Source organism: Actinomadura decatromicini, assembly GCF_008121305.1.
GTDB lineage: Bacteria > Actinomycetota > Actinomycetes > Streptosporangiales > Streptosporangiaceae > Spirillospora > Spirillospora syzygii.
Genome location: NZ_VSRQ01000008.1, coordinates 33,969 through 54,439 on the forward strand (window position 1 = coordinate 33,969; position 20,471 = coordinate 54,439).

The following is a 20,471-nucleotide window of genomic DNA, read 5'->3' on the forward strand; positions in this document are numbered from 1 at the left end:
GGGCCAGCGCCGGCGGTCAGAGGTCGTTGCCCGCGTAGGAGAGGTTGAAGCTCTTGTTGACCAGGGGGAAGTCGGGGACGATCGCGCCGCTCAGGGCGAGCGGCAGGGCGGGCCAGTTGAAGAACGACGGGTCGACGATCTTCGCGCGGGTCAGGGTGCCGTCGGGGGCGAGCTCGACGCGGTGGACGATCGTGCCGCGCCACCCCTCGACGACGCCGACGCCCGACGCCGGGCGGCCGGACGGGGCGGGCGGCGGGTCGAGCGGCGGCCAGTAGGTGGCCGAGCCCGGGTTCGTCCCGTAGGTCAGGTCGTTGACGATCGCGATCGACGCGCCGATCTCGCGGGCCCGGATCTGGAAGCGGGCCAGCACGTCGCCGGTCCCGGCGGTCGGGACGGTCAGCGCCGGGCGCAGGTCGGTGAAGGGGTGGTCGCGGCGGGCGTCGGCGTCGATGCCGGAGGCGCGCGCGACGTAGCCGAGGGCGCCGAGGTCGCGGGCGGCCCGCGCGGTGAGCGGCGCGGTGCCGGTGAAGCGGTCCGCGACCACGGTGTGGCCGAGCGCCAGCGCGACGATCTCCGCGACGTCCGCCTCGATGGACCGCAGCACGTCCGGGCCGGGGATCGTGCGCAGGACGGCCCCGCCGAGATGGACGCCGCCGCGCAGCAGCCGGTGCCCGGTGACCTGCGCGTTGAGCCGGAGCAACTGCTCGCGGACGCGTCCGAACTGGGCGTTGAGGATCGAGTGCCCGACGTCGTTGCACAGCGCGCCGAGGTCGGTCACGTGGTTGTAGAGCCGTTCGAGCTCCAGCAGGATCGCCCGCGCCCGCTGCGCGCCGGGCGCGACCTCCGCGCCCGCCGCCTCCTCGACGGCGAGGCAGAACGCGAGGGTGTGGCCGACGGTGGTGTCGCCGCTGACGCGCTCGGCGAGCGGGACGGCGTCGGCTGGCAGCCGCCCCTGGAACAGCTTCTCGACGCCCCGGTGCACGAACCACAGCCGGGCCTTCAGCTTGAGGATGCTCTCCCCGACGACGGAGAAGCGGAAATGGCCGGGCTCGATCATCCCGGCGTGCACGGGCCCGACCGGGATCTCGTAGACGCCCGGCCCCTCGACCTGCACGAACGGGTAGGGGCCCGCGGGGTCGCCGAACTCGGGCGGCGGTCCGGCGTCGGCGCGCATCGGGTACCAGCCGCGGGGCCAGTGGTGGTGGCGGACGAGCCGCCGCGGCAGCGGGTGCCCCTCCGGGACGATGCCGTACAGGTCGTGCATCTCGCGCTCGAACCGTCCCGCCGGGAAGCTGATGCCGGCCAGGCTGGGCAGCACCGGGTCGGCCGGGTCGACGGCGACGTGCAGCTCGGTCCGCCGGTCGGTCCGGGGGTGGGTGAACAGGTATACGACGCGCAGGGCGTCCGGGTCGTGGTGGGCGGCGACGAGGGCGAGGCGGGAGCCGCCGTCCAGCAGCGCGGCGGCCCGCCTGGGCAGCGCGCCCGCGTTGACCTCGACGCTCGTCCGCTCGGGCGGGGCCATCAGTGCGCTCCGAGGACGGTGGCCGCGTGGTCGAGGAGGGTGCGCAGCGGTCCGAGCCCGATGCCGATCGCGGCGCAGCCGAGCAGCCCGAGGACGAGCGCCGCCGCGTCCGCCCGGGGGAGCCGGACGGGGAGCGCGGCGGCGCCGGGCGCGTCCGGCGGCGCGCCGAGCAGCATCCGGCCGGTGCGCGCGGCGAGCGCGCCCATCACGAGCAGCAGCAGGACGAGCGCGATCCCGGCCGCCCAGCCGAGCCCGGCGGCGAACCCGGCGCGGAGGACGCCGAGCTCGCTGGCGAACGGGCCGAACGGCGGGAAGCCGAGCAGCGCGAGCACCGCCGCGCCGAACCCGCCCGCGACCAGCGGGGCGCGTGCGGCGAGGCCGCGCACGGCGTCGATCCGGCTGCCCCCGGCGATCCGGCCGATGTGCCCGGACGCCAGGAACGCGACCGACTTGGCGAGCCCGTGCCCGAGGATGTGCAGCAGCACCGCAAGGACGGCGAGCCGCGTCCCGATCGCCGCGCCGACCGCGAGCAGGCCCATGTGCTCGATGCTGGAGTAGGCGAGCATCCGCTTGTAGTCGCGCTGCGCGAGCAGCAGCGCGGCGGCGACCGCGAGCGAGGCCAGCCCGACGGTGAGCAGCAGCGTCCGGGCGGGCCCGGCGCCGAGCGCGGCGTCGGCGATCACCTTGACCCGCAGGACGGCGTAGAACGCGACCGACAGCAGCACGCCCGACATCAGCGCCGACACCGGGGCCGGGGCCTGGCTGTGCGCGTCCGGCAGCCAGGCGTGCAGCGGGGCGAGGCCCGCCTTCGCGCCGAAGCCGAGGATCAGCAGCGCGACGGCGATCCGCGTCACGCCCGCGTCGAGCTGCCCGGCGTGCGCGGTGAGCCGCGTCCAGTCCAGCGACCCGGACGACGGGACGTGGGCGTGCCGCGCCGCGAAGTGCAGCAGCACGATGCCGAGGAGCGCCAGCGCGATGCCGGTCGAGCAGATCACCACGTACTTCCAGGCCGCCTCGGTGGCGTTGCGGGTGCGGCGGTGCCCGACGAGGAACGCGGTCAGGATCGTCGTCGCCTCGATCGCCACCCACAGGACGCCGAGGCTGGCGGCCAGCACGGCGAGCGCCATCGCGGCGACGAACCCCTGGGTGAGGACGCCGTAGCGGCGCGCGTCCCGCGCGGCGGTGCGCTCCGCGTCGAGGTATCCGGGTGCGGCGAGCGTCGCGGGCACCGCCACCGCGCCGATCACGATCAGCATGTACGCGCTGAGGGCGTCCGCGCGGAGCAGCCCGCCGAGGCCGGTGCGGGGCGCGTCCACGGCGTGGACGGCGAGGGCGATCGCGGCGGCGAGCAGCGCGACGGCGGCGACGGCGCCCAGCCAGGCCGTGCCGCGCCGCCATCCGAAGGCCGCGTACGCGCCCGCCGCGAGCGCGGGCGCGGCGACGGGGGCGGTCAACAGGAGGGTCATCAGTCCCGCAGCTCCCGCAGGTCGTCGAGGTCGGTGCCGCCGAACGCGGCCCGCATCCGGGCGGTCAGCACCTGGAGCACGAGCACGGCCAGCAGGACGTCCAGGGACACGCCCAGCTCGACGATCAGCGGCACCCCCGAGGTGGTGAGGAACGCGACGGCCGTGATGCCGTTGTCGACCAGCAGGAACCCGACGACCTGGGAGAGGGCGCGCCGCCGCGTCACGAGGACGAAGAGCCCGATCAGCACCACGGTCAGCGCGACGGGCACGGCCCGCACGGCGGGCGCCGGGTCGAGCGCCACCACCGGACGGGTCACGGCGTACGCCAGCAGGGCCAGCAGCGCCGCGGCCACCAGGGACGCGGCCACGTTGACCCGCGGGTCGGTCTCGCGGTCCGCGCCGCCCGCCGTCATCGCGCGCCGCAGCAGCCAGGGCAGCGCGACCGCGCGCAGCAGCCCGATCCCCGCCGCGAGGGCGATGACCCCGGGGTCGCCGGCGTCCACGCCGAGCACGGCGACGAGGCAGCCGAGCGCCACGCCCTGGGCGGCGAACAGCCGGACGATCGCGGCCAGGTCGCGCCGCCACAGCACCAGCACCCCGGCCAGCAGGAACGCGCCGCAGGCCAGGTCGAGGAGCCGCACGTACAGGACGTGGTTCACGGCGCCACCAGGAAGTAGGACGCGGCGACCGCGAGCAGCGCGAGCACGAACGACCCGGCGAGCAGCTCGGGCACCCGGAACATGCGCAGCTTGGCCATGAACACCTCGCCGGCGGCGAGCGCGCCGCCGAGCACCGCGACCTTGGCGGCGAAGGCGATGAGCGCGACCGGCAGCATCGCCGGGGACGCCCCGGCGATGCCCCAGGGCGCGAACAGGTTGGCGACGAGGCCGAGCAGGATCGTCAGCCGCATCGCCGACGCCCACTCCACCAGCGCGAGGTCCGGCCCGGCGTACTCCAGCACCATCGCCTCGTGGATCATCGTCAGTTCCAGGTGCGTGGACGGGTTGTCCACCGGGATCCGCCCGGTCTCCGCGATCGCCACCACCGCCAGCGCGACCGCGGCCAGCACGCTCGCCGGGGACGCCACCCGCTGCGGCTCGTGCAGCGTCGAGGTGACGATCGCGCCGAGGTTGGTGGAGCCGACCGGCACCGACAGCGCGAAGATCGACACGAGGATGGTCGGCTCCACCAGCGCCATCACCGTCATCTCGCGGCTCGCGCCCATGCCGCCGAAGGCCGTGCCGGTGTCCAGCCCGGCCAGCGCCAGCGCGACCGTGCCGAGCGCGAGCAGGGCGGCCACGGCGAACAGGTCGGCGGCCCCGTCCAGCGGCGACGCCGTGGTCGCGACCGGGATCACGGCGGCGATCACCAGGGCCGTGCCCGCCAGCACCAGCGGCGCGATCCGGAAGATCGGACCGGTGCCGTCGGGTGAGATCGCCTCCTTGCGGACGAGTTTCCGCAGGTCCCGCCACGGTTGCAGGACGCCCGCACCGGCGCGTCCCTCCAGCCGGGCCCGTACCTGCCGCATCACCCCGACCAGCACCGGCGCCCCGGCGGCCACCAGCGCCACCTGGGCCGCCGCGCCGACCGCGCCCGCCGCGCTCACCGCGCTCACCGCAGCACCGCCAGGACGACGAGCACACCGGTGAAGGCGTAGAACCCGTACCCGACGTAGCGGTGCACGCTGCCGTTCGCCAGCGGCCGGGCGGCCTGCCCGGTCCACGCCACCGCCGCCAGCACCGGGCGGTACAGCCGGTGCTCGATCCGGTCGCCGACCCTGGCCCGGTAGGTCACGCTGTCCACCAGGTACGCCGACTCGGTGACCGGTGTGACGTCGAGGTCGGTCTCCGGGGCGAGGACGTCGTCGAACACCCGCTGCAGCGGCTCGGCGAACGAGGTCGCGGTGTACTCCATCCGGGACGACATCGGACCGGCCCCGCAGTCCCACAGCCGCGCCCTGCGCCGGGCCCGGCGGGACGCGGCGGCGCGCAGCAGCGCGGCCGGCCCGACCACGGCGACCAGCAGCGCGACCGCGATCACGAGCGGGGACATGGTGCTCGGCAGGCCCGCGGGCCGCAGCGTCGCCTGGGCGGACACCGCGTCCGGGCCCGGAGCCGCGACGGCGATCGCGCGGGACAGGCCCGACGCCGCCCACCCGGGCGCCAGCGCGAGCGCGACGCAGCAGACGGCCGCCGCCGCCATTCCCGCGAGCATCGTCGCGGGACTCTCGTGCGCCCGCTCGGCGGCGGGCGTGCGCGGACGGGCCAGGAACCCGACGCCGAACGCCTTGACGAACGTGGCGACGGCCAGTCCCGCCGACAGCGCGACGACCGCCACGGCCAGCGGCATCGTGACGGCGGTGACCGTCCCGCCGGACGGCAGCGCGTGGATCAGGCTCTGCACCAGCAGCCATTCGCTCACGAACCCGTTGCCGAGCGGCAGCGCCGACGCCATCAGCGCCCCGACGCCGAACAGCGCGGTCGTGGCGGGCATCGGCGACCGCAGGCCGCCGAGGGCGTCCAGGTCGCGGGTGCCGGTCGCGTGGACCACCGACCCGGCCGACAGGAACAGCAGCGTCTTGAACCCCGCGTGGTTGACCACGTGCAGCAGCGCGGCCGTCATCGCCAGCGCCGCCAGCGGACGCGAGCCCGCCGCCGCGAACAGCCCCGACGCTCCGACGCCCAGCAGGACGAGCCCCATGTTCTCGCACGTCGAATAGGCCAGCAGCCGCTTCAGATCGGTCGCCACGGCCGCCTGGAGGATCCCGTACAGCGCCGACGCCGCGCCCGCGGCGAGCGCCAGCAGCCACCACCACTCCGGGCCGCCGCCCAGCAGGTCGAAGCCGACCCGCACGATCCCGTACACGCCGAGGTTGACCATCGCGGCGCTCATCAGCGCGGACACGTGGCTCGGCGCCTCCGGGTGCGCGCGCGGCAGCCACACGTGCAGCGGGACGATGCCCGCCTTGGACGCGAACCCGGCGAACGTCGCGCAGAACACGGCGCCGCGCACGGCGGGCGACATGCCGTCGGCCGCCGCGCGCATCCGCGCGAACGACTCGCCGTCCGCCGCCGCGGCGAACCCCGCGAGCCCGGCCAGCACGACCACCAGCCCGAGGTGCGTCATCACCGCGTACCAGAGCCCGGCCTCGGCCACCGCCGCGCGCCGCCGGTGCTCGGCCACGACCAGCAGCAGCGAGGTCAGCGCCATCAGCTCCCACGCCACCAGGAACGTGCTCGCGCTCGCCGCCGCGGGCACCAGCAGCATCGCCGCCACGAACAGCGGGACCATCGCCTGGGTGGCTCTTCCGTCCAGGCCGTGGCCGCCGCGTGCGTATCCGACGCCGTAGACCGCCGCGCATACCGCCACCGCGCCCGTGACCGCGAGGAACAGCCCGCTCAGCGGGTCGACCGACAGCCGGATCCCGGCCAGCGGCAGAAGGTCGGGGTACCAGGCGTCCCAGGGGCGGCCGGACAGCGCCGCGCCGCCCGCGACCACCGCCGCGATCCCGGCCGCGCCGGTCCCGAGGCCCGCGCCGACGCGGCGGGCCCGCCGCGGCAGCAGCGTCCCGGCCGCGGCGGCGAGCAGGCTCGATCCGAGCCCCGCGCCGAGCGCGGCGCCTGTCAGGCTCATCGGCTCAGGCTCATCGGCCGGTGAGCCCCCGCAGCGCGGCCGTGATCGCGTCCGGCGGCGGCGGGCAGCCGGGCACCTCGACGTCCACCGGGACGACGTCGCCCACGGCGCCGACCACGCCGTACGCCTCGGCGAACACCCCGCAGTTCCGCGCGCAGTCGCCGACCGCGACGACGACCTTCGGCTCGGGGACGGCCTCGAAGGTGCGGCGCAGCGCCATCCGCATGTTGCGCGTCACGGGCCCGGTCACCAGCAGCGCGTCGGCGTGCCGGGGCGAGGCCACCAGCCGGGCCCCGTAGCGCTCGGCGTCGTACACCGGGCCGAACGCCGAGGCGATCTCCACCTCGCAGCCGTTGCAGGACCCCGCGTCCACGTGCCGGACCTGCACCGAGCCGCCGAACTCCCGCGCGCGTTCCGGGGACGCGCCCTCGGGCCGCGCGGGCGGCGGTTCCGCGACCCGGCCCGTCGCGCGGATCTTGCGCAGCAGATCTTTCACCGTGTTCCTCAATGTGAGACGGCCCGTACGGGGGCATAGGGCACCGAAGCGTAGGAAGTTACCGTCCTGCGCAATTGCCAACGTTAGCAACTCGAAACAACAGCACGGGACCGGACCCGGGTCAGTCCGAGGGGGTCCTGCTAGGAGTGTTTCCTGCCTTCGGCGGCGCCCGCGGCCCGGAGGTCGTCGAGGAGTTCCGCCTGACCGGAGAGCACGCCGGTCAGGATGGCACGGGCGACGCCGAGCAGCTCCGCCACACGCGGGCTCGTCAGCGAGTAGATGACCGTGGAGCCCTCCTTGCGGGAGACCACCAGCCCGGCGCGGCGCAGCACCGCGAGCTGCTGGGACAGGTGCGCGGGCTCGATCCCCACCTCGGGGAGCATCTCGGCCACCGCGTGGTCGCGCTCGCTGAGCAGCTCCAGCACGCGGATCCGGGCCGGGTGCCCGAGCGTTTTGAAGAACTCCGCCTTGAGCTGGTACAGCGGCGCGCTCACGATGCCCGATCCCCCTTCGCCGGGGTGACCACCTCGGCAATTGCCAAACTTAGCAAGCGGGCGCGTTAGACCGGGTCGTCCGTGTTGTCCGGGGGACGGCTTTCGCCGGTCGCGCCGGGCACCGCGACCACGAGGGTCTTGTCGTCGCCGGTGCCGTCCGGAACCTCCGAGAGGAAGGCGCGCAGGCCGTCCGAGGCCGCGGACTCCCGCCGGGCGTAGGCCCAGAGGTCGGTGAAGAACGGCTCGTACAGGGTTCCGGCGGCGGGGTCGTCCAGGATCACCGAGCGGAGCCCGTCCGTGGACAGCGCCACGCCCGTCACCTCGGACGCCGGGAAGCGTTCGACGGCCAGCGCGTCCATCGCGTCCCGGGACGTCAGGAAGACCGTCTCGTTCGCGTACTCGCCCCGCGCCGTCACCGCCGCGCTCCGCGCGACGCCGCCCTGCTCGACGCCGCCCTGCTCGACCGCGACGATCCCGTCGCCGATCTGCCCGGCCGCCACCTCGGCGGCGCCGACGACCACGACCGTGAGCGTGCAGGCGAAGGGGGCCGGGTCGGACGCCAGGCCGAGGACGGCACGCCGGGCGGAGGCGAACGCGCCGAGCAGGGGGTCGTCCTCCGATTCGGCGGGCGCGCACGCGGCGGCGACCGCCGTTCGCGCGCCCTTGGCCGCGTGCTCGCGGGAGCCCGCGCCGTCCGCGATCGCGAGGACGAGGCCCGCCGGTGTCCGCGCCGACGCCCACGCGTCCTGGCAGTCCCGGCCGAGACGCCGGTGCGCGGCGCCGGTCACCGAGGCGGCCAGCACCCTCACGCGGTGCCCCAGCCGACCGGCGGCAGCGGGATCTGCGCGGTGTCGCTCTCGGGACCGAACGCGACGGAGTTGCTGACCTGCTGCATGGACGCCGACAGCCACGCGAACATCGGCCCGAACTGGAGGCCCCGCAGCCGCGCCGGACCGCGCTGCGACAGTCGCGCGAGCTGGGTCATGTCGGCGGCCTCGCCGATTCCGACCGCGAACACGGTCACGCCTTTCGCGCGCTCCATTTCCGACAGGCGGCGGACGGCGTTCTCGAACCTTTCCCCGTCGGTGGGCGACCCGTCGCTCAGGACGAACAGCCACGGCCGGTAGTACTCCAGCCCGGCCGCCCGGTATTCGGCCTTGCGCCCTTCGACGAGGTCCATCGCCGTGTCGAGGGCCTCGCCCAGCGGGGTCGTGCCCGAGACCGAGAACCGCTGCGGCGCGAGCTCTCTGGCCTCGGCGAACGGCTGCGCGACGCGCACCTCGCCGCCGAACGTCACGACCGCCACCTCGGTGCGCTTGCGGGCCAGCGGGTCTTCGCCGAGTTCGCCGCAGAACTGCGCGTACCCGCGGTTCAGTTCGTCGATCGGCGCGCCGCCCATCGACAGGGAGACGTCGAGGAGCAGGACGCAGGCGACGCGCGGATCGCGATTGTCCAGTTTCAAACGCGGGGTGAAGGGTGCGGTCATTCTGGACTGTTCCTTTCGGGGGAGCTTGGGGGTTAGAGGGGGACCTCGGTCTCGGAAATGCGGCAGTAGAAGCGGAACGCTCGGCCCTTGTGGGGGAAGGTGAGCGTGGCGCGGTAGAACGGGGAGTTGCCGACCGCCATCGAGGTGGTGCCGTTCCAGGTGAAGTAGTTCTGGTTCTGGTATTCGCGTTCGGTCGTCTTCGGTTCGCTCTTCTTCGGGAGCAGGCAGCTCGCGCTCGGACGTCCATAGCCGCCGACGTCGAGGCGGAGACGTCCGTCGGGCAGGGACGTCTTGCGGAAGAGCGTCCAGGACGCCGGAGTTCCGAACGCTCCGTTCGCGTTGGGGACGAAGGCCACGGCGGGCACGTCGACACGGCCGATCCGCGTCCAGGCAAAACGGTCGCGGTTGAAAACGAAGTCGTAGTCACCCGGCAGATGCGCCGGATAGGTGAGGCGGGCCGCGATGTGCTGCTGGTCCGAAGCGATTGGCTCAAGCTTCATCGGGGCGACGTCGACCAGTCCCCGGCGGGTATGGACGAGCAGCCGCGCCCCCCGGAATCCGGGATTGGACACGTAGTCGCCGCGCGCGTCGAAACTCACGGTCAGCCGGAACCCGCTGAGGGTGGCCCGCTCGATTTTCAGCGTCGAAGGATAGGCGCTCTGAAATTGGGCCTTGGCCGGGACGGTATGCGTCGCGGCACCCGACAGTCGGGGCGCCGCGACGTCCGGGGGAGCCGGTTCGGTTCGTACCGCGTCCGCGACCTTCGGAACGGCGAACGCGCCCACCGTCGCCAGGACCGCGAACGCGCCGACCCAGGCGGGCCACCGGCGGCGCCTCCGCACGGGCGCCGCCGCCGCGACCTGCTGGGGCACGGGGCCGGGGACGGGCGGCGCGTGCTCAGACCGTGCGCGTTCGGCGGCGCACCACGGGCACGACGCCGCCTCCCGCGGATACACGTGTGTCCGGTCCGCCCGGCAACTCCTCAGGTCGGCGGCCAGTTCCCGCAGCGCCGCCTGCCATTCCGCCGCCGTCGGCCGCCGTTCCGGACGGCGCGCCCCTTCGGCCAGCGCCCGGTCGAACAGGTCGCGGACCGGGGCCGTTACCAGCTCGAACCCGGGAACGCCCGGCGGCGGGCGGAGCGGACCCTTCCGGCCGTTGGCGTACCAGCCCTTCGCCGCCAACCGGTCCCGGCGCGGCTTTTCTCCCGACCCGGTCCACAGACCGTCGAAGGGATGGGCGCCGGAAAAGAGGATCTGATGGATATGGACGGCGAGGGCGAACAGGTCGGACGACGGCTCCCGGCGGAGGTTCGCGACGTCGGCGCCGATCAACTCCGGCGCGGTGTATTCGGGCCGTCCGACCGTGCAGTGGAACACCCGTCCCGTGTCGGGATCGGCGACCTGCATCGAGTCGCAGTCGACCAAGGACACGAGTGCCCTCTGGTCGACGAGCACATTCCGCTCCTGGAAATCGCCGATCACCACGCCCGACTCGTGGACGACCCGGACGGCCGCGGCCAGGTTCACGGCGGTGTGCAGCAATTCCCGCCACGTCCACTGCACGGCCCAATGCGGCCCACCCGGAGCCGGAGAGCGCCGGTCGGACGGATTGGCCAGCAGGTGCAGTTCGGCGGTCCGGGAAACGTCCAGGCGCGGCATGAGAAAGCCCACGCAGCGGTCGCCGTCCAGGACGTAGTCGGAAGGCCAGGCCAGCAGCACATGCCCGTGCCCGTCCCGGATTCCCGGCGGGGGATGGCTGACCATGACGCGTAACCGGTCGGGCCATGCGGCGTCCCGTGCCAGTTCCGTGTCGTGGATGCGTTTGAACACCAGGTCGGGCCGTCCGGAAACGGCGAAGAGCTCGCCCTGCCCGCCCCGGCGGAACGCGGGGCCGACCCGCAACTCCCCGCCGCCGCCGACCGTCAGCATGTTCCGGCCCCGGGCCCTTTACCGCTCGGCCAGGCCGTACTGGGCGTACATGTGCGCGCGCGCCGTTTCCAGCGGCAATGGCTGATACGGGCTGACCATTCCATAGACGAGCCCCATCATCGAGGTGCGGAACAGCAGTTGTTCGGTGACGGCGTCGGTTCCCCTGGACGCGAGGATCTCCTGGGCCAGGACGGCGAGCCGTTCCTCGTGCTCGTGCTCGGCGTCGGCGAGGGTCTCGGCGATGCCGGGCCGCAGCAGCAGGGCCAGGTGCAGGGCGATGATCTGCGGCTCGGCCGCCGCGGCCTCCAGGACCGCGTCGACCAGGGTCGCGAGCCGCTCGTCCGGACCGGCGCCCGGGTCGAGCGCCTCGATCCGCCGCACCACCCTCTCGTGGAGCAGCCGGTCCGCCAGCGCCTGGACGAGGTGGTGCTTGGTGCGGAAGTAGTAGACCGTCAGGCCCGCCGACACCCCGGCCTCGCGGGCGATCCGGGCCAGGCTCGTCGAGTCGTAGCCGTGCTCCCTGAACAGCCGGTGGGCGCAGGCGAGGATCTTGGCCTTCGCCTCGGCGCGCATCCGCTGGTTGGTGCCGACGTTGCGCGGAGACATCGCGTTCCCCTTGATTGAATGACGCTCAGTCAATCATACTCGGCGTGTCCTTTTCGGCTCGTCCGCCCGGAGGTCGGCGATGCAGGCGCTACGGCCGGACGACCCGGCGGAGATCGGCGGCTTCCCGGTGCTGGCGAGGCTCGGCGCCGGCGGCATGGGCGAGGTCTACCTCGGTCTCAGCCGGGGCGGCCTGCACGTCGCGCTCAAGGTGATCAGCAGGGAGTTCACCGCGCCGCAGGCGTTCGCGCGGTTCCGCCGCGAGGTCGAGACGGTCGGCCTCGTGCGCAGCCGGTTCGCCGCCGCGCTCGTCGGGGCGGGCGTCGCGGCCCCGCCGTACTGGCTGGCGACCGAGTACGTCCCCGGGCCGACGCTCCAGCAGGCGGTGCGGCGGCACGGGCCGCTGCCGCCGGAGACCTGCCTGCGGCTGCTGGCGGCGCTGGCCGAGGGCCTCGGCGACCTGCACCGGCAGGGCGTCCGGCACCGCGACCTCAAACCGGCGAACGTGATCCTCGGCCGGGACGGGCCGCGCCTGATCGACTTCGGCATCGCCCGCGGCGAGGGCCAGGAGCAGATCACCGGGACCGGCGCCTGGACGGGCACGCCCGGGTTCGTCGCGCCGGAGCTGATCGACGGCCGTCCGGCGTCCGCCGCGTCGGACGTGTTCTCGCTCGCCGGGACGATCGCCTTCGCGGCGACCGGGCGGCCCCCGTTCGGCGACGAGAGCCTCTCCGTGATCGTCCACCGCACCCTGGCGGGCGACCTCGACCTGGACGGCGTCGACCCGCGGCTGGCCGCCCTCCTGACCCGCTGCGCCGCCAAGGACCCCGCCGCCCGGCCGGGGCCGGAGGAGGTCATGCGGCTGTGCGCGGTCCGCGACCCGCTGGCGGAGCATCCGGACTACCGGCGGCTGGTGGCGCTCACCGCCCCGCCGCCGCCCGACCTGCGGTCGGCGATCGCGGACGGGCTCGTCCCGCCCGACCACGGCCGCACGGCGGTGGCGACGTCGGTGACCCGGCCGTCCCGCACCCGGCGGCGGGTGGCCGTCATCCTCGGCGGGACGGCGCTGCTGGCCGCCGCGTCCCTCCTGGTCTACGAAAGCCTCCCCGACACCGGCCCCTCCGCACACGGCGGCACCGGCACAACGGGCGGGACCACAGGCGGAACCACTGGCGGGACGACGACCGGCGGCGTCACGCACTCCCCGGCCGCGACCCGGGCCGCCGCGAAGGCCCCAGAGATCACGTCCATCGACCAGCGCGTGGGCGCCTTCACCTGGGACCCGGCGACCGGCAAATGCGACAAGAACGTCAAGCCCGACGACCAGACGCTCGCCGCGACCATGAGACTGGCGCACACGCCGGCGGCCATCCGCGCCGGAGGAAGCGTCGACCTGAAACTGCTCTTCGAGTGGTACGGCCCTCCCGGCTACTCCATCGCCGCCCAGATCAGGCCGCCCGCCGGGCAGGGCGGCAACCGGATCACCGGCATCGTCAACTCCAAGCCGATCCGGTATCCGGCGAAGGCGGACCCCCGCCAGCAGGCGACGATGGCCGAGGCGCTGACCGTGACCTATCCGGAGGACTTCAGCTGGCCGGGCGCCAACAACGAGGTGTTCCCCCTGTCGCCCGGCGCCTGGACGGTGCTGTGGTACCACGTCCCGGCGAACGGCAAGGCCACGCCCATAGCCTGCACGGGCTTCGCCGTCACCTAGAAGTCGTCGTTGGTGTAAGGCGCGAGGGGAATGGCGAGGGCCGCGTCCAGCTGGGCGACCGCGGACGGGGTGTGCTCGGTCACCACGCCGAGACGGGCCAGCGCGGACACCCGCGTGCCGCCCATGTACACGGACGCCAGGTCGGCGGCGGACAGGGTCAGGTCGGGGGCCGCGTCCGTCCGGTCGCACGCGGGCGCGGCGCCGGTCGTCAGCCGCCAGCGGCCCGCGTTGGCCGGGAGGCGGTCGTCCTGGACGTCCAGCACGAAGGCGTCCTCGGCGGCCCACGACCGGGCGCGCAGCGCGGCCGGGACGTCGATCAGCCGCAGCCACAGCGCGCCGTAGCCGTTCTTCACGACGACCTGGTCGGGATCGGCGGCCATGAGCGGGAGCAGGTCGTCCACCGGGCGGCTCGGCGCGTGCACCACCTTGATCAGGTCGATCGACGCGAGGTACCGCCACAGCGCGGCCTCCACCGCCGGTGTGTCCGCGACGAGGTCCTCGACCCTGACGGTGTGCTCGTGGGCGCGGTAGGCCGCGTAGCCGCCGGGATGGACGACGACGCGCGGCTCGCTGAACCCGGGGGCCTCCTGCTCGACCGCGCGCAGCGTGCCGCGCGTCCACCATTCCGGGTCGCGGACCAGCCCGCCCGGACGCGCGGCCAGCGCGCGCGAGTGGATCGGGCCGAGGATCTCCGGCGCGGACGCGAGGTCGATCAGCCGCAGCGGCGCGGGATCGGGCGTCGTGCGCAGTTCGAGCGGACGCGCGGCGTCGATCTCCAGGCCGATGGCGCGGGTCGCGAGGCCGAAGCCGTACCGTCCGTAGATCGCGCCCTGCGACGCCCAGAGCGCGGCGACCGGGCGGCCCGCGGCGACCGCGTCCGCGTGCATCCGCTCGATCATGGACGTGAGGACGCCGCGGCGGCGGTGCGTGGGCAGCACCCCGACGAACGTGACGGCGGAGCAATCGAGCAGCGCGCCGGGCACGGCGAGCCGCATCGGGAGGGCCGCGAGCTGCCCGGCGACCGTGCCGCCGTCGTAGGCGCCGATCCGCTCGGCGCGCCGGGCCACCCACGAGTTGCGCTCGTGGTCGCCGTCCTCGATGCGGCTGTGGAACACGATCCCGGCGAAGTCCACCATGCGGTCGGCGTCGGCCTCGGGGATGTCCTTGATCTCGATCACGCTTCCACCGTATGTCCGCCGCGCAACCCGTTTTTTCGCAGGCCCCGTGGTCGGCCCGTGCGCGGCCTCACGGCATGCGCAGCACGGGCTTGATGACCTCGCCCGCGTAGGACCGGTCCAGCGCGGTCTGGACGTCGGCGAGGTCGAAGTACTCCACGAGCCGGTCGAACGGGAAGCGGCCCTGCGCGTACAGCCGCATGATCGCGGTGATCAGCTCCTCGCTGCGCCCGCCGCCGCCGAGCACCCCGACGATCCGCTTGCCCCACAGCGTGGACAGGTGGTCGAGGGAGAACTCGGCGGCGGCCGGGGCACCGCCGATGAGGACGCAGGTGCCGAGCATGCCGACCACGTCGGCGGCCTGCCGGACGACGTCGATCACCCCGGTGCACTCCAGCGCGTAGTCGGCGGGCCCGCCGCACAGGTCGCGGACGGCGTCGACCGGGTCGTGCCCGGTCGCGTCGACGGTGTCGGTCGCGCCGAGGTCGCGGGCCAGCTCCAGCCGGGAGGCGTGCCGGTCGACGGCGATGATCCGGGTGGCGGGGGAGTTGCGGGCGGCCATGATCGCGGCAAGGCCGACGGTCCCCGTCCCGAACACGACGAGCTGCGCCCCCGCGCCCGGCCGGACCGTGTTGAAGATCGCGCCCGCGCCGGTGGACACCCCGCAGGCCAGCGGCCCCATCAGCGCGAGCGGCAGCTCCGGCGGGACGGGCACCAGGGCGGCGGCCGTGGTCAGCGCGTGCGTCGCGAACGACGACTGGCCGAAGAAGTGGCTGGAGACCGGCTTGCCGTCCGGGCGGCGCAGCGCCGTCTCCCCGGCGCGCGGCCCGCCGAGCCGTCCGCCGCCGACCAGCGCCGTCGCGAGCATCTCGCAGTAGCGCGGCTCCCCGGCCCGGCAGTTGCGGCACGCGCCGCACGACGGCCATCCGATGACGACCGGGTCGCCCTCGGCGAAGCCGGTGACGCCGGGCCCGACCGCGGCGACCGTCCCGGCGCCCTCGTGGCCGAGGACGCCGGGCAGCGGGAACGGCAGGTCGCCGTGCCGGGCCAGCCCGTCGGTGTGGCAGATCCCGGCGGCGGCCACCTTGACCAGGACCTCGCCGGGGCCGGGCTCGTCCAGCTCCAGCTCGGTGAGGGTGAACGGGCCGTCCAGTTCCTCGACGAGAGCGGCGGTGATCCGCATGGGCGGGCTCCTTCACGGGGTCGGACGGCTGAGATCGCTAGCCGGACGTTCCCCCAGTGTGGACGACGCGCCCGCCGACCACGGTGAACACGGGCTTGATGCGCTGCAGCGCGTCGCCGTCCGCGGTCACGGGGTCGCCGTCCAGCACGACCAGGTCCGCGAGGCTGCCGGGCGTGAGGGTGCCCTTGCGGTCCTCGGCGTGCTCCAGGTAGGCGCCCGCCGTGGTCCACAGCCGGACGGCCTGCTCGCGGGTGAGCCGCAGGTCGGCGGGCACGTCGGCGAACGGCCCCGGGGCGGAGCCGGTGAACGTGGCGATGCCGCGAAGCCAGTCGGGGAAGGTGACCGGCGCGTCCGAGCTGTCCGCGACGTGGACGCCCGCCGCGAGCAGCGCCCCGGCCGGGAACGCGCGGGCCCACCGGTCCGCGCCGATCGCCCGCGTCATCGACGCGCCGCTGTGCGACTTCATCAGCGAACTGGTGATCACGCTGATGTCGTGCTCGGCCAGCCGCGCGAAGCCGTCCTCGTTGAGGAGCGTGCCGTGGATGAGGGCGTGCCGCGCGTCCGGCCACGGGTCCTCCTTGAGGGCGCGGACCAGGCCGTCGGCGGCGGCGTCGGCCGCGCGGTCGCCGGTGACGTGCACCTGGACCTGGAGCCGGTGCCGGTGGCCCAGCTCGATCGAGCGCAGCAGCTCCTCGTAGCGGGCCTCGTCGTCGTCGCCCGAGGTGATCAGGCTCCCGTGCCCGCCGGCCGGGTACGGTTCGTGCAGCCAGGCCGTGCACTGCGTGGGCACGCCGTCCGCGAACAGCTTGAGGCCGCCGACGCGGAGCCAGTCGTCGCCCAACCCCGCGGACAGCCCCGCGTATCCGAGCGCCGTCTCCAGCCGCTCGGACGAGCTCGCCGGGGACGGCCAGTCCCAGTGCAGCAGCGCGTTCACCCGGACGGTCATCCGCCCCTGCCGCCGCAGCGTCGTGTAGTCGCGCAGCAGCTCCGGCCAGACGATCGGGTCGGTGACGCTGGTGATGCCGAGCGCGTTGAGCGTGCGCATCGCCGACTCGATCGCGTCCAGCCGCTCCCGCTCGGAGTGCGCCGGGACGAACGGCGTGACCAGCCCCTTCGCCCCTTCCAGCAGCAGCCCGGACGGCTCCCCGTCGCGGTCGCGGACGATGTGCCCGCCCGCCGGGTCGGGGGTGTCGCGGGTGATCCCGGCGATCCGCAGCGCGGCGGTGTTCACCAGCACCGAGTGCCGGGACGCGTGGTGCAGCACGGTCGGCCGGTCGCCGGTGACCTCGTCGATGAGGGAGCGGTGCGGCCCCGGGTCGGAGGCGTCGAACTCGGCGATGTTCGCCTCCCGCCAGCCCTCGCCGATCAGCCACCGGCTGCCGCCGGGTCCGGGCGGGCCGTCCGCGAGCGCCGCGCGCAGGTCGGCCAGCGAGGCGACGCCGTTGAGGTCGGCCGAGAAGGGCGGCCCGGCCAGGCCGAACATCGCGAGGTGCAGGTGCGCGTCGTTGATGCCGGGGAGCACCGTCCGGCCGTCGAGGTCGACGACCGTCGTGGACGGCCCGGCGAGGGCCCTGACCTCGTCGTCCGATCCGACGGCCGTGATCCGGTCGCCGGTCACCGCCAGCGCGGACGCGACCGTGAACGCGTCGTCGACGGTGAGCACCCGCCCGTTCAGCAGGACCATGTCAGCGTGTCCGGTCATGTCACCAGCCCGTCTCTAGGACGGCGTCGAGCGCGTCCGTGAACTCGTCGGCGTGCCCCCGCGTGAACGTCAGCGGCGGTTTGAGCTTGAGGATGTTCCACGACGGTCCGGTCGGATACACGAGCACTCCCCGGTCCTTGAGCCGTTCGCAGATGGTCAGCGTCTCCTCCGAGGCCGGTTCCTTGGTCTCCCGGTCGCGGACGAACTCGACCCCGCTGTAGAAGCCCTGCCCGCGCACGTCCCCGATCAGCGGGTGCCGGTCGGCGAGCCCGGCGAGCCGGTCGCGCAGGTACTGGCCGACGACGAGCGCGTTGTGCTGGAGCCCCTCGTCCGCGACGACCTCCAGCAGCTCAAGGCCGACCGCGCAGGCGACCGGGTTGCCGCCGTAGGTGGAGAAGAACCGCCCGGCCGGGTCGAAGGCCCGCGAGATCTCCCGCGTCGTGACCATCGCCGCCATCGGGAACCCGTTGCCCATTGCCTTGCCCATCGTCACGAAGTCGGGGACGACGCCCGGCCCCTGCGTCTGGAACCCCCAGAACGCCTCGCCCAGCCTGCCGAACCCGACCTGGACCTCGTCCGCGATCGTCAGCACGCCGCGCTCGGCCGCCGCCGCCGTGATCGGCTCCAGGTAGCCGGGCGGCAGGACGACCTGCCCGCCGCCCGCCAGCAGCGACTCGTACAGGAACGCCGCGGGCGGACGTCCCTCCGCCGCCAGCCGGTCGAACGTGTCGATCACGTGCTGGGCGTACTTGGCCCCCGCGTCCGCGTCGTCGTAGCCGTACGCGCCCCGGTAGCGGTCGGGGACGGGCGTCGGATGCGTCGTGTCCGGCTTGCCGTAGTTCCGGTACCGCGACGGGCTCACGTCCGCCACCACGGTCGTGTAGCCGTGGTAGGCGTCGTCGATGATGACGATGTCGTCGCGCTTCGTCAGGAAGCGGGCCATGCGCAGGGCGAGGTCGTTGGCCTCGCTGCCGGAGTTGACGAAGTAGACGACGTCGAGCCCATCGGGGAGCGTCGCGGTGAGCCGCTCGGCGTACTCGGTCAGCGTGTCGTAGACGAACCTGGTGTTGGTGTTCAGCCTGCCGAGCTGGCGGGTCGCGGCGTCCACGAGGCGGGGGTGGCCGTGGCCGAGCAGGGTGACGTTGTTGAGCGCGTCCAGGTAGGAGAGGCCCCGCTCGTCGTAGAACAGGCAGTCCCGGGCGCGGGCCATGGCGATCGGGTCCGCGAAGTACGTCGGGTGCGTGTTCGGCAGGTGCTTGCGGCGGGCCTCCAGCGCCTTGTCGATCGCGGGCGTCCAGGCAGTGACCGCGTTCTGCGCGCCGAGCAGCGGCGTCGGGTCGGGGAACAGGCCCCGCCACACCGCCTCCTCGGAGCCGGGCACGCCGGACGGCACGGACGTCCAGGTGCCGAGATCCGAGCACGTCGCCTGGATCCGGACGTGCGGCGGCAGCCCGGTGCTCGGCGCGATCCGGCCGATCGGCTCGCCCGCCGCGATTTCCGTGCCCGCCTCGGGCGCGCCGTCCAGCCCGGTGTAGAGCGTCCGGAACGGGACGCCTCCGGACGGCTCGTGGAGCAGCACCAGGGCCGCGCCGTTCTCCTCGACCCGGCCGGGCAGCGGCGCGCGGACGGGCGTCCCGGCCGCCGCGAACAGGTCGACGCCGAGGTGGACGTTGTCGGGCTCGTCCGGTCCGCCGTCGCGGCGCGGGCGCGGCGCGAGGAAGCGCGGCTCGCCGTACCGCCCGACCGCCACGTCCGGACGCTCGGCCAGGAGGGCGGCGTTCGCGGCGGCCCGCAGCGCGTCGTGGTCGCGCGGGTCGACGCCGTCGAAGACGGGGGAGGACGCGCCGAGGTCGACCGTGGTGAACGCGCCGTCCACCGGCGCCGTCGCGGCACAGCCCGCCAGCCAGGACACGAGCGCCGGTCCGGACGGATGCGCGGGCAGCCCGCACGCCTCCCGGACGGCTCCGCGCCCCAGCTCGGCCGGGATCTCCGCGAGCGCCCGCACCAGGTCGGCGGCGGCCGCCGACCGGTGCCGGGGGTCGCCGTGCCGCCGTTCCGCGTCGAGCCGGGCGGTCGTGGCGGCGACCGTCGCGGCGCGCACCGCGACCAGCGGGAACAGCAGGTCGAGCTCGGCCTCGGTCAGCGGGCACGCCGCGTGGTAGGCGGCGACGAGCGTCCGCGCGACGGTCAGCGGCCGGGCGGCCCCGCGCGCCACGCTGGAGATCAGCACGGCCAGGTCGGCGGCCCGCGCGGTCGGCAGCGCGTCGCCGAAGTCGATCACGCCGCTGACCCGGCGTCGGCCGCCGTCCCGCCGGACCAGCAGGTTGAAGGCGTTCAGGTCGTGGTGCACCACGGCCGTGGGCAGTTCGGGCAGCCGCTCAGCGAGCAGGGGCTCGTACCGCTCCCGGATCGCGTCGACGGCGGCGCGCACGTCCGGGTCGGGGACGTGCCCGGCCGACCCGGCGAGCGCCGTGCCGGCGTGGCCGAACTCCCAGTAGTGCGGCGCGGGCGGCGCGGGATGGGCGAAGGACGCGGTCGCGGCGGTCAGCCGTCCCGCCACGGCGCCGACGTCGGCGAGCAGCTCGGCCGACCGGCGCGCCGGGACCGTCTCGGCCAGCAGCTCCCCGGGCACCCAGGTCAGCAGCCGGACCGGCAGGTCGCGGCCGCCCTCGGACACGGACGTGACGGGCGCGCCCGACACGTCCGGGACGCCCCGCGGAACCTCGAAGCCCAGCTCCTGCCCGTCGAGATGCGCGAGCAGCGCCGACTGGAAGTCGATGGCCGCGCGGTCGGCCGGGTCGCAGACCTTGAACACGTACTCCGCCCCGCCCGCCCGGACGCGGAGGTTGCGGTCGGTCTCCCCGGCGAGCGGGCGGAGGTCGTCGGCGTCGAGCCCGTACCGGTCGCGCAGGACGTCCCGTACCAGCTCGTCGGGCAGCTCGGGAACCCCGGCGGTGATCCGCTCGTAGCGCTCGTCGGGCCCGGCGCGGTGGCTCTGGACGGGCATGGGCGACTCCCTCTGGTGGTCGGGGTGCGGTGGCGGGTGTGCGGTTCAGGGTGGGGGCGGGG

Annotated in this window: 16 protein-coding genes; 1 reads left to right on the forward strand and 15 read right to left on the reverse strand. The window is 74.6% G+C overall.

Annotated features, from left to right (window positions below; translation table 11 throughout):
* Positions 1-16 precede the first annotated feature (16 nt).
* From FXF68_RS32990 to FXF68_RS33040, 11 genes are all read right to left on the reverse strand, one after another.
* Complete coding sequence (locus FXF68_RS32990; protein WP_148766262.1) at positions 17-1,522, reverse strand: hydrogenase large subunit; 1,506 nt, start codon at positions 1,520-1,522, stop codon at positions 17-19.
* On the reverse strand, positions 1,522-2,988 hold the full coding sequence (locus tag FXF68_RS32995) for a proton-conducting transporter transmembrane domain-containing protein (RefSeq protein ID WP_148766265.1): 1,467 nt from the start codon (positions 2,986-2,988) through the stop codon (positions 1,522-1,524). Before FXF68_RS32995 ends, FXF68_RS32990 begins: the two co-directional genes overlap by 1 nt.
* On the reverse strand, positions 2,988-3,647 hold the full coding sequence (locus FXF68_RS33000; RefSeq protein ID WP_148766267.1) for a hypothetical protein: 660 nt from the start codon (positions 3,645-3,647) through the stop codon (positions 2,988-2,990). The genes FXF68_RS32995 and FXF68_RS33000 overlap by 1 nt, the downstream gene beginning before the upstream one ends.
* On the reverse strand, positions 3,644-4,603 hold the full coding sequence (locus FXF68_RS42715) for a respiratory chain complex I subunit 1 family protein (RefSeq protein WP_246179086.1): 960 nt from the start codon (positions 4,601-4,603) through the stop codon (positions 3,644-3,646). The genes FXF68_RS33000 and FXF68_RS42715 overlap by 4 nt, the downstream gene beginning before the upstream one ends.
* The gene (locus FXF68_RS33010) at positions 4,600-6,621 is read right to left on the reverse strand and encodes a proton-conducting transporter transmembrane domain-containing protein (protein ID WP_148766269.1); all 2,022 of its coding nucleotides are present in this window, start codon (positions 6,619-6,621) and stop codon (positions 4,600-4,602) included. Before FXF68_RS33010 ends, FXF68_RS42715 begins: the two co-directional genes overlap by 4 nt.
* 10 nt (positions 6,622-6,631) lie before the next feature.
* A complete protein-coding gene (locus FXF68_RS33015) occupies positions 6,632-7,117 on the reverse strand; it encodes an NADH-quinone oxidoreductase subunit B family protein (protein WP_148766272.1) in 486 nt (161 codons plus the stop codon).
* 140 nt (positions 7,118-7,257) lie between these two features.
* Positions 7,258-7,611, reverse strand: coding sequence for an ArsR/SmtB family transcription factor (locus FXF68_RS33020; protein ID WP_148766274.1), 354 nt, complete (start codon positions 7,609-7,611; stop codon positions 7,258-7,260).
* 65 nt (positions 7,612-7,676) lie between these two features.
* Complete coding sequence (locus tag FXF68_RS33025; protein ID WP_187438220.1) at positions 7,677-8,420, reverse strand: PP2C family serine/threonine-protein phosphatase; 744 nt, start codon at positions 8,418-8,420, stop codon at positions 7,677-7,679.
* Positions 8,417-9,097: a vWA domain-containing protein gene (locus FXF68_RS33030; RefSeq protein ID WP_148766278.1), complete on the reverse strand. Its 681-nt coding sequence runs from the start codon at positions 9,095-9,097 to the stop codon at positions 8,417-8,419. The genes FXF68_RS33025 and FXF68_RS33030 overlap by 4 nt, the downstream gene beginning before the upstream one ends.
* A gap of 32 nt (positions 9,098-9,129) precedes the next feature.
* A complete protein-coding gene (locus FXF68_RS33035) occupies positions 9,130-11,025 on the reverse strand; it encodes a protein kinase domain-containing protein (protein WP_148766280.1) in 1,896 nt (631 codons plus the stop codon).
* Positions 11,026-11,043: 18 nt separating this feature from the next.
* On the reverse strand, positions 11,044-11,631 hold the full coding sequence (locus FXF68_RS33040; protein WP_148766282.1) for a TetR/AcrR family transcriptional regulator: 588 nt from the start codon (positions 11,629-11,631) through the stop codon (positions 11,044-11,046).
* A 79-nt stretch (positions 11,632-11,710) separates the two neighbouring features.
* Here FXF68_RS33040 and FXF68_RS33045 point away from each other — a divergent pair, with 79 nt between their 5' ends.
* Positions 11,711-13,342: a serine/threonine-protein kinase gene (locus FXF68_RS33045; RefSeq protein WP_148766284.1), complete on the forward strand. Its 1,632-nt coding sequence runs from the start codon at positions 11,711-11,713 to the stop codon at positions 13,340-13,342.
* Here FXF68_RS33045 and FXF68_RS33050 read toward each other — a convergent pair.
* From FXF68_RS33050 to FXF68_RS33065, 4 genes are all read right to left on the reverse strand, one after another.
* Positions 13,339-14,520 (reverse strand): GNAT family N-acetyltransferase, encoded by a 1,182-nt coding sequence (locus FXF68_RS33050; protein WP_222870192.1) that lies wholly within the window; start codon positions 14,518-14,520, stop codon positions 13,339-13,341. The genes FXF68_RS33045 and FXF68_RS33050 overlap by 4 nt on opposite strands.
* Positions 14,521-14,587: 67 nt before the next feature.
* Positions 14,588-15,700 carry an NAD(P)-dependent alcohol dehydrogenase gene (locus FXF68_RS33055; RefSeq protein WP_148766286.1) on the reverse strand — a complete coding sequence of 371 codons (1,113 nt, stop codon included), beginning with the start codon at positions 15,698-15,700 and terminating at the stop codon, positions 14,588-14,590.
* A 37-nt stretch (positions 15,701-15,737) separates the two neighbouring features.
* A complete protein-coding gene (locus FXF68_RS33060) occupies positions 15,738-17,402 on the reverse strand; it encodes an amidohydrolase (RefSeq protein WP_148766289.1) in 1,665 nt (554 codons plus the stop codon).
* Between the two features lies 1 nt (position 17,403).
* Complete coding sequence (locus FXF68_RS33065; protein WP_148766291.1) at positions 17,404-20,409, reverse strand: aminotransferase class III-fold pyridoxal phosphate-dependent enzyme; 3,006 nt, start codon at positions 20,407-20,409, stop codon at positions 17,404-17,406.
* Positions 20,410-20,471: the final 62 nt, after the last annotated feature.